General features: G+C 41.1%; 10 protein-coding genes. 8 read left to right on the forward strand and 2 right to left on the reverse strand.

Annotation, left to right across the window (positions count from 1 at the left end):
• Positions 1-1,253 (forward strand): NAD(P)-binding domain-containing protein (locus tag ACE5CV_RS11930; protein ID WP_374950405.1); only part of this gene is annotated, 1,253 nt, incomplete at its 5' end.
• Between the two features lie 238 nt (positions 1,254-1,491).
• Here ACE5CV_RS11930 and ACE5CV_RS11935 read toward each other — a convergent pair.
• Entirely contained in the window at positions 1,492-1,848 is a 357-nt protein-coding gene (locus tag ACE5CV_RS11935; protein WP_374950406.1) for a hypothetical protein, read from the reverse strand.
• A gap of 518 nt (positions 1,849-2,366) precedes the next feature.
• Here ACE5CV_RS11935 and ACE5CV_RS11940 point away from each other — a divergent pair.
• On the forward strand, positions 2,367-2,597 hold the full coding sequence (locus tag ACE5CV_RS11940) for a hypothetical protein (RefSeq protein WP_374950407.1): 231 nt from the start codon (positions 2,367-2,369) through the stop codon (positions 2,595-2,597).
• On the forward strand, positions 2,587-2,910 hold the full coding sequence (locus tag ACE5CV_RS11945) for a type II toxin-antitoxin system RelE/ParE family toxin (RefSeq protein WP_374950408.1): 324 nt from the start codon (positions 2,587-2,589) through the stop codon (positions 2,908-2,910). Before ACE5CV_RS11940 ends, ACE5CV_RS11945 begins: the two co-directional genes overlap by 11 nt.
• Before the next feature lie 3 nt (positions 2,911-2,913).
• Here ACE5CV_RS11945 and ACE5CV_RS11950 read toward each other — a convergent pair whose 3' ends face one another.
• A complete protein-coding gene (locus ACE5CV_RS11950) occupies positions 2,914-3,309 on the reverse strand; it encodes an acyl-CoA thioesterase (protein ID WP_374950409.1) in 396 nt (131 codons plus the stop codon).
• 321 nt (positions 3,310-3,630) lie between these two features.
• Here ACE5CV_RS11950 and rplC point away from each other — a divergent pair, with 321 nt between their 5' ends.
• The 5 genes from rplC to rpsS are packed head-to-tail and all read left to right on the forward strand — an operon-like array spanning position 3,631 to position 6,279.
• On the forward strand, positions 3,631-4,248 hold the full coding sequence (gene rplC / locus ACE5CV_RS11955; protein ID WP_374950410.1) for a 50S ribosomal protein L3: 618 nt from the start codon (positions 3,631-3,633) through the stop codon (positions 4,246-4,248).
• A 1-nt stretch (position 4,249) separates the two neighbouring features.
• Positions 4,250-4,882 (forward strand): 50S ribosomal protein L4, encoded by a 633-nt coding sequence (gene rplD, locus ACE5CV_RS11960; protein ID WP_374950411.1) that lies wholly within the window; start codon positions 4,250-4,252, stop codon positions 4,880-4,882.
• 2 nt (positions 4,883-4,884) lie between these two features.
• Positions 4,885-5,175, forward strand: a complete 291-nt coding sequence (gene rplW / locus ACE5CV_RS11965; RefSeq protein ID WP_374950412.1) for a 50S ribosomal protein L23 — start codon at positions 4,885-4,887, stop codon at positions 5,173-5,175.
• A gap of 7 nt (positions 5,176-5,182) precedes the next feature.
• Complete coding sequence (rplB, locus tag ACE5CV_RS11970) at positions 5,183-6,010, forward strand: 50S ribosomal protein L2 (protein WP_374950413.1); 828 nt, start codon at positions 5,183-5,185, stop codon at positions 6,008-6,010.
• A gap of 2 nt (positions 6,011-6,012) precedes the next feature.
• Entirely contained in the window at positions 6,013-6,279 is a 267-nt protein-coding gene (gene rpsS / locus ACE5CV_RS11975) for a 30S ribosomal protein S19 (protein ID WP_067059750.1), read from the forward strand.

A 6,279-nucleotide genomic window follows, 5' to 3' on the forward strand; every position in this document is an offset into this window, starting at 1 on the left:
TAGGTGTTATAGGTTTGGGCGATATGGGCCGTTTGTATGCCAAAGCTTTTTCAAAAGCGGGTTATGCTGTTTGCGGTTGCGATATGCCTGTAAACCGCGAAAGGTTAGAAGAGGAGCTAAACCCATTAGGTATTACCCTGATGGATGATGGTAAAGATGTTGCCCGTATTAGCGACCTGATCATCTATTCGGTAGAAGCTGATAAACTGGAGGACGTGGTGGCTCAATGCGGCCCGTCGACCAAGTTTGGCGCTATCGTAGCGGGGCAAACTTCTGTAAAGCACCCCGAGATAGCCATATTTGAAAAATACCTGCCTGCCGATGCGCAGATTGTAACGTTCCATGCCATGCACGGCCCGGGCTTTGAACCGAAAGGGCAGAAGCTGATCCTGATTCCGCATCGGGGCGAGCGTGAAGCTTATCAACAGATGTTTGATCTGTTTACAGCTATTGAAACCGACATTGTAGAGATAGCCGATTACCATGAGCACGATAAAATTGTAGCGGATACACAGGCTGTAACCCACGTAGGCTTCGAAAGTATGGGCACCGCCTGGAAAGCTGCAGGCTTTTTCCCGTGGGAGAATGCCTCTTACATTGGCGGGATAGACAATGTTAAAATACTGACTACACTGCGGATATTTAGTTACAAAGCCCACGTATATGCAGGCCTGGCTATCTTAAACCCTTATGCCCGGCAGCAGGTAAAGCAATACGCCAATTCCGAATCGGAGTTATTTAAGTTAATGATCCGCGAGGAAGAGCAGGCCTTTCGCGACCGGATCTATAAGGCGCGAGATTTTGTGTTTCATGAAAGCCGCAAGCCCATTATGTTTAACGATGCCGTAATGCGCGAGTTTTCTTTAGCTAAGGATGCCGGCCATCAGAAGCCTAATTCCCATCTGAGTATATTAAGTATGGTTGATGCCTGGTATCATCTTGGAGTTAATCCTTACGATAACCTCATCTGCCAGACCCCGCCTTTCCGCTTGCGGTTAGGGATTGCTGAATACCTGTTTAAGAATGAAGAGTTGTTAGAGGAATCTATCATGACAGCCCTGTATGACAAAACCATCCGCGGCGACGACCTAGAATTTCACTCTGCTGTGCGGGAGTGGAGCGCTATAATAGGTTATGGCGATATGGAAGGCTACAAGAAGCACTTTAATGAAGTGCAGTCGTTTTTTGCAGGCCGGCTAGAGGAGGGCAATAAGCAAAGCGCCGAACTGATCAAAAGGCTGATGATGGGGTAATAACAGAAATTTATAATAAAGAAAGCCCAGGTTTAACAAGGACTTTCTTTATTATGTCCCCATTTATATTAATGGCTTGCAATTAAAGCAAACTGCTTTTTAAACATTTCGGCATTCTTGGATTTTATGTCGCAATCAAAATTTCCGGTAGTAGTTTCGACTCTTAAAAACGTCAGGTCTGACGATGTTAACTTGGCAATATCATCAGCTTTTAAGGTATATAAACCGTACGTGCTTCCTAACACAGCCAAATCGCTGCTTGAAATATGGAATCGTTAGCTGCACAGGTAAGTACTACAGTTGAATTATCTGCAAATTTAAAATAAGCTTTGCTTCCGGTAACCATCGAAGGGTAATTCGATTTATTCATCACCTGAAGGTTAATAATTAAATCTTTTGAACCTTTAGCAGCCCTTAAAAAACAAAGGGCGGCTTCGCCCTGGCCGGTTAAATAATTGCCATGCAAAAAAAGTTTTTCTCTCGAAGTTGTCCAGGTGGTGTCACCGGTTAATTTGTCAATTGCTGGCTTCTGCAATTTTTGCGCGGACGCAATAAATGGAAATAGTAGAGTGATGATAAGTAACGATTTTTTCATTTAATAAAGTTTTGAACTAAAATAGAAAAAAGTCATTCATCAAGGAATTATAATCTTAATTAAACTTAATTCGTGCCGTGTTGATAGCAGATCCGATTTGAATTTTGGCTGTCGTTTTGCAAGTTTTATGAATACGTGGAGCAACTTAAACGGACTACTGTGATAGATCAAAAGGCTGATGATGGGGTAAACTATACCTTAAAAAGTGTACAAAGGTTAACACTTTTAATTAAAAATAATTCTTAAAGAACTAATAATCAATATTTTATTAAAACACTGGGTTAGCACTCCTTTCAGGAATATTCGGTGTTGCAAACGACTCTAATTACATCCTTAATCATCCTCCCTTAACCGCTCATCTTTATAATGTATTGCGGTTTTATTGTGCGCTACGGGTTTTAATTTAACTATGCTTGTCTACCATCTTTACCATTACTATATATATAGGCAAGGAGTTGCCCGGAGAGTAATTCCTCAATAAATTGACTAATATGGGGAATTCATGTTAAATTTGTTTTATGACAACGCTCACAATCGAAATATCTGATAAGGCAGGCAAAACGCTTGCTGATTTGGCTAAGCAATTAGGAGGGAAAGTGACGGTTATTGACTCCAATCAAAAGCAAAGCAAAGCAATTAAAAAAAAGCAAATTTTGAATGACTTAGAGGAGTCGGCAAAGTTTGTAAAGTTGTACCAAGAGGACAAAATAGACGCAAAATCGATAGAACAGCTTTTGAATGAGCTTTAACATTATTCCTACCGAAAGATTTGAAAAAGAATTAAAGCGGCTTGTTAAAAAGCACTTGTCTTTAAAGGCAGATCTGATAAAATTAATATCCACTCTAAAAAACAATCCAAGTTTTGGTATACCCCTTGGGAATAACTGTTATAAAATAAGACTAGCCATCTCTTCTAAAGGTAAAGGAAAGTCAGGAGGTGCGCGAGTAATTACCTATGTTAAGATTGTTGAAGAAAGGATCTTCCTTCTTTCTATCTATGATAAATCTGAATCAGATACAATTACTGATTCGGAGATTCTAAGTCGGGTCTCAGGATTGTAACCTTTAATCATCTTCCCTTAACCGCTCATCTGTATAATGGATAGCCGTTTTATTGTGCGCTACGGGTTTGCCGGCTTCGTCCAGGCTTACAAAAACGATTTTATCTACCGTAACTATAACACGGTGGGTGATCTTATTACGCACCTGGCAGGTTAGGCTGATAGAGGTATGACCAAAGCCGGTAGCCTTGATGCCTAATTCGATAATATCGCCCTGCTTTGCCGAACTAATAAAATTTATCTCAGACATATATTTGGTTACACAGCCGTTTGTGCCAAGTTGTATAATGGCATAAATGGCGGCTTCTTCATCAATCCAGCTAAGCAGGCGGCCGCCAAATAGTGTACCATGAGCATTAAGGTCTTCGGGTTTAACCCATTTGCGGGTGTAAAAATTCATATTGGCAAAATAACAAAAAAAAGTATGCATTGGGATACTATCCGATCTTTCCTGTTGCAACCTTATCACTGCCCGGCTGTAGGATATTAAGATTTCATAATTGCTTGATAAGCCCAATATCAACAAATATCAAATACCTAAAAAGCAGCATTTTGAGAAATTCGTTACCTGATTTTATTATACCCGATAAATATTTAAAAATAACTTGTTAAGTATTTGACAATTAATACAAAATTCCTATCTTTGCCGTCCCTTAAGGGGGAAATAATATGCCTTGAACGAAGCCCTACTGCTTCGATGGGCACAAATAAAATAAAGAAAATGTCAGGAATAATTGGTAAAAAAGTAGGAATGACCAGCATTTTCGATGAGACAGGGAAAAACATTCCGTGTACAGTAATCGAAGCTGGCCCTTGCGTAGTAACTCAGATCAGGTCTGTTGACACAGACGGATACGCTGCTGTTCAGTTAGCGTATGGCGAGAAGAAGGAAAAAAACACCTCTGGTCCGTTAAAAGGCCATTTCCAAAAAGCCGGTACAACTCCAAAACGTAAATTAGTTGAATTTAAAACTTTCGAAGATGAAAAAGCTCTTGGTGATACCATCACTGTAGACATTTTCGCTGCCGGAGATTACGTTGATGTTGTAGGTACTTCAAAAGGTAAAGGATTTCAGGGTGTTGTAAAACGTCACGGTTTTGGTGGTGTGGGTATGCAAACTCACGGTCAGCACAATCGTTTACGTGCTCCAGGTTCACTGGGTGCGTCTTCATGGCCTTCACGTGTATTCAAAGGAATGCGCATGGCAGGTCAAATGGGTAACGTTCGTGTTAAAGTACAAAACCTTGAAGTGGTTAAAGTATTTTCTGAGCAAAACCTAATTGTGGTTAAAGGTTCTATTCCCGGTGCTAAGGGTTCATTCGTAATAGTGGATAAATAAGATGGAAATCAACGTATTAAATCTATCAGGTAAAGAAACAGGTGCCAAGGTGCAACTGCCTGAGTCCGTATTCGGTGTAGAGCCTAACGATCATGCTATTTACTTAGATGTAAAGCAGTTCTTGGCTAACCAGCGCCAGGGTACGCACAAATCAAAACAACGTAATGAAATTGCAGGGAGTACCCGCAAATTACATAAACAAAAAGGTACCGGCGGTGCCCGTGCAGGTAGCATCAAATCTCCATTGTTTAATGGTGGTGGACGTGTATTTGGCCCGCAACCGCGCGACTATAGCTTTAAGCTGAACAAAAAGCTTAAATCATTGGCACGTGCATCTGCCTTATCATACAAAGCACAGGATAACAACATCCTGGTTCTTGAAGACTTCAGCTTTGACGCCATCAAAACCAAGACTTATATCCAGATGGAAGCTGACCTGAATGTTACCAACGATAAAACGTTACTGGTATTAGCAGGTGTAGAAAACAACAATGTGTATTTATCAAGCCGTAACCTGAAAAAAACTAAGGTGATCTCTGTTGAGCAGCTTAACACTTACGATGTGTTAAACGCTGGTAAACTTATCCTTACTACAGGTGCTGTTAAAACTTTGGAGGAAGCATTAGCTAAGTAATTATGGAAATTTTAAAGAAACCCTTACTTACTGAAAAGGTAACTCAATTAACTGAGAAGCTTAACCGTTATGCTTTCAAAGTTGATCACAGAGCAAACAAAATTCAGATCAAAGGCGCTATTGAAGCTATGTACGGTGTTAATATTACAGCAGTTAACACAATGAAGTATGTAGGCAAGCTTAAAAGCCGCAACACAAAAGCGGGTGCAGTTACAGGCCGCGCCGCAACATACAAAAAGGCCATCGTTACGCTGAAAGATGGTGAAACAATAGATTTTTACAGCAATATATAATTAAGACATGGCAGTAAAGAGATTTAAACCGGTTACACCGGGTACCCGTTTCAGAATTGATGTATCAAATTCTGATATTACAACCAACGTACCTGAAAAGTCGTTAGTTGTAGCGGCCAACACAAGGTCTGGCGGACGTAACCACAGCGGTAAAATGACCATGCGCTATTTAGGCGGTGGCCACAAGCAAGCATACAGGTTAATTGATTTTAAACGTAATAAGTTTAACATCCCTGCAAAAGTTGCAACAATTGAATATGATCCAAACCGTTCGGCACGTATAGCATTGCTACACTTTGTTGATGGCGAGAAAAGATACATGATTGCCCCTACAGGTTTAACAGTTGGTCAAACTGTAGTATCTGGCGAAGGCGCTGCTCCTGAAGTTGGCAACACAATGCCGCTTAAGAACATCCCTTTAGGTTCTATCATCCACAACATCGAGCTTAACCCTGGCCAGGGCGGTATTATTGCACGCAGTGCAGGTACCTACGCACAATTATCTGCACGTGATGGTAAATACGCCATCATCAAATTGCCTTCTGGCGAAACGCGCATGATATTGGCTACCTGCCTTGCTACTATAGGCTCGGTATCAAACGGCGAGAAAGCAAACGCAGTATTAGGTAAAGCCGGCCGCAAACGCTGGTTAGGCCGTCGCCCAAGGGTACGTGGTGTTGCCATGAACCCGGTAGATCACCCTATGGGTGGTGGTGAGGGTAGATCATCAGGTGGTCATCCACGTTCACGTAAAGGTTTGTTAGCTAAAGGCTACAAAACTCGTGACAAGAAAAAAGGGTCAGATCGTTATATCATTGAAAGAAGGAAGAAATAATAATGGCACGTTCAATTAAAAAAGGACCTTACATAGATCATAACCTGGAAAGAAAAGTTCTGACCTTGAATGATGCAAGTAAAAAATCAGTTGTTAAAACATGGTCGCGCCGTAGCATGATCTCTCCTGATTTCGTTGGTCATACATTCGCAGTACACAACGGTAACAAGTTTATCCCTGTGTATGTAACAGAAAACATGGTTGGTCACAAGTTGGGAGAATTTGCACCAACCCGCACATTCCGCGGTCACGCAGAAAAGAAAAAATAA

Origin of the sequence: Mucilaginibacter sp. (assembly GCF_964263795.1) — a bacterium.
Lineage (GTDB): Bacteria > Bacteroidota > Bacteroidia > Sphingobacteriales > Sphingobacteriaceae > Mucilaginibacter.